Source organism: Psychroflexus sp. MES1-P1E, from assembly GCF_002836055.1.
Taxonomy (GTDB): Bacteria; Bacteroidota; Bacteroidia; order Flavobacteriales; family Flavobacteriaceae; genus Psychroflexus.
Genome location: NZ_PJBS01000253.1, coordinates 1 through 2,157, shown reverse-complemented (window position 1 = coordinate 2,157; position 2,157 = coordinate 1). Strand labels below are relative to the sequence as shown.

Sequence of the window (2,157 nt, the reverse complement as noted above, 5' to 3'; positions counted from 1 at the left end):
TGTCCTTATGTCAGATTGTCACAAAAGCATTAGCGGTATTTAGTTTGCTAGTGATTAGTAAATAAAAAATAATATATATGGCTACCGGTAATATTAACGTTTCAGTAGAAAACATTTTTCCACTGATTAAAAAATTCCTTTACAGCGATCACGAAATATTCTTAAGGGAATTGATTTCCAATGCAACTGATGCGACTTTAAAGCTGAATCATTTGATTAGAATTGGTGAGGCTAAAATTGAAGCCAAGCATCCTAAAATTGAAATCAAAATTAATAAAGAAGACAATACACTTCATATTATCGATGAAGGTGTAGGAATGACCAAGGATGAAGTTGAAAAATATATCAATGAAATTGCTTTTTCAGGTGCTGAAGAATTTTTAGAAAAATATAAAGATTCCGATTCGAAAGATACGGGGATTATAGGTCATTTTGGTTTGGGCTTCTATTCTGCCTTTATGGTGGCTAATAAAGTCGAGATCAAAACCAAATCTTGGAAAGATGAGCCAGCAGCCCATTGGACTTGTGAAGGGACTACTAAATTTAGCTTAGAAGAGTCTGATAAAACTGATCGCGGGACTGAAATTATTCTTCATATCAATGATGATGAAAAAGAATTTCTAGAAGACCAAAGGATCACCGAACTTCTTGTGAAGTACAATAAGTTTATGCCTATTCCTATTAAGTTTGGAACAAAGGAAAAAGAACTTCCAAAGGCTGAGGATTCTAAAGAAGAGGATGAGCCAAAAAAAGTGACTGTAGATAATATTATCAACAATCCTAATCCAGCTTGGACTAAGCAACCTACAGAACTTGAAGATGCAGATTATAATTCATTTTATAGTGAATTGTACCCAACTCAATTTGAAGAGCCTTTATTTCATATTCACTTAAATGTAGATTACCCTTTTAATTTGACAGGGATTCTCTACTTTCCAAAATTGGGTAACGACTTATCTGCACAAAAAGATAAAATTCAACTGTACCAAAATCAGGTCTATGTCACAGACAATGTCGAAGGCATCGTACCGGAATTTTTGACGATGTTGAAAGGTGTTATCGACTCACCTGACATTCCTTTAAATGTTTCTAGATCTTATTTACAAGCAGATGGTGCTGTCAAAAAGATTTCTAGTTATATCACCAGAAAAGTTGCCGATAAGTTGAAATCTATATTCAATGATAATAGAGAAGATTTTGAAAAGAAATGGAACGACATCAAAGTAGTGATAGAATATGGAATGCTTTCTGAAGACAAGTTTTTTGAAAAAGCACAGAGCTTCGCTTTATATCCAACTACAGATGAAAAATTCTACACCTTAGAGGAACTGAAAAATGAGATTTCAGAACTGCAAACGGATAAGGAGGATAAGCTAGTAATTCTATATGCTTCAAATAAAGATACGCAACATAGCTATATTAAAAGAGCTGAGGCTAAAGGGTACAAAGTGGTCTTGTTAGACTCTCCTATTGTATCCCATTTAATTCAGAAAATAGAACAGGAAAACGAGCAAAAAGTTTCTTTCGTAAGAGTAGATAGTGATCATGTTGAAAACTTGATTAAAAAGGATACTGAACAAGTGTCTAAACTTAGCGATGAAGAAAAAGAAACCGTTAAGACGAGTTTCGAAACTGTAGTTCCTAAAGAACGCTACACCGTTCAGTTGGAGGCGCTAGATTCCGAAACTGCTCCAGTAGTGATTACTCAGCCTGAGTTTATGCGTCGAATGAAAGAGATGCAGCAATCCGGTGGCGGAGGAATGTTTGGAATGGGAAATATGCCAGAAATGTACAATTTGGTGGTAAATACCAACAACCCATTGATCTCTAAAATTCTGAAAGCAAAAGAAGATTCTAAAAAAGAAGCTCTAATTAAACAGAGTTTAGATTTAGCACTTCTTTCTCAGAATTTATTAAAGGGAGAAGAATTGACGAATTTCGTAGAGCGAAGCTTCAAAATGATTAAATAATACAAGATTTCATATTAAGTTTTAAAAACCACTTCTTCGGAAGTGGTTTTTTTATTTCAAGATCTCTGACTGCCAACGAGACTTTTAAAGATTGAAAATAATTGATAAAAAAATACAGATTAAATTTCCAAGGAACCTGTTTAAAAATACTTTTATTGTCACCTGTCCACAAGCTTATTGAGTTTCA

1 protein-coding gene is annotated in these 2,157 nt (G+C 33.8%); it reads left to right on the top strand.

Translation table 11 applies throughout. The features are described from left to right. Positions 1 to 77 precede the first annotated feature (77 nt). A complete protein-coding gene (gene htpG, locus CXF67_RS09480; RefSeq protein ID WP_102088543.1) occupies positions 78 to 1,970 on the top strand; it encodes a molecular chaperone HtpG in 1,893 nt (630 codons plus the stop codon). Positions 1,971 to 2,157: the final 187 nt, after the last annotated feature.